The 239-nt window shown below is 38.1% G+C and carries 1 protein-coding gene; it reads right to left on the bottom strand.

Going from position 1 to position 239, the window contains the following annotated elements; genetic code table 11:
• Window positions 1-239 (bottom strand): DUF1284 domain-containing protein (locus WG67_RS05220; RefSeq protein ID WP_458694933.1); only part of this gene is annotated, 239 nt, incomplete at both ends.

The raw sequence follows: 239 nt of genomic DNA on the forward strand, positions 1-239 counted from the left end.
ACATGCGTAGTCGAATTTCTCTAAAGACATTTTCTCCCTAATCTTTTCTACCGCTTCACTCCAGGTCAAAGTCTCGCCAATTTTAATTCCTAAAATTTCCATATGCCTTCTATCTAGCTCTAAAACTTTAGCTTGTTCGGTGCATTTACCTTGTTTAGTCTGGTTTGGGCAAGCACTACAAATACTATCAAGGTTACCAACTACTTCGATTTGAGTACTAACCACTTCACTTGCTATCT

The organism is Wolbachia endosymbiont of Drosophila incompta (assembly GCF_001758565.1).
GTDB classification, from domain to species: domain Bacteria; phylum Pseudomonadota; class Alphaproteobacteria; order Rickettsiales; family Anaplasmataceae; genus Wolbachia; species Wolbachia pipientis.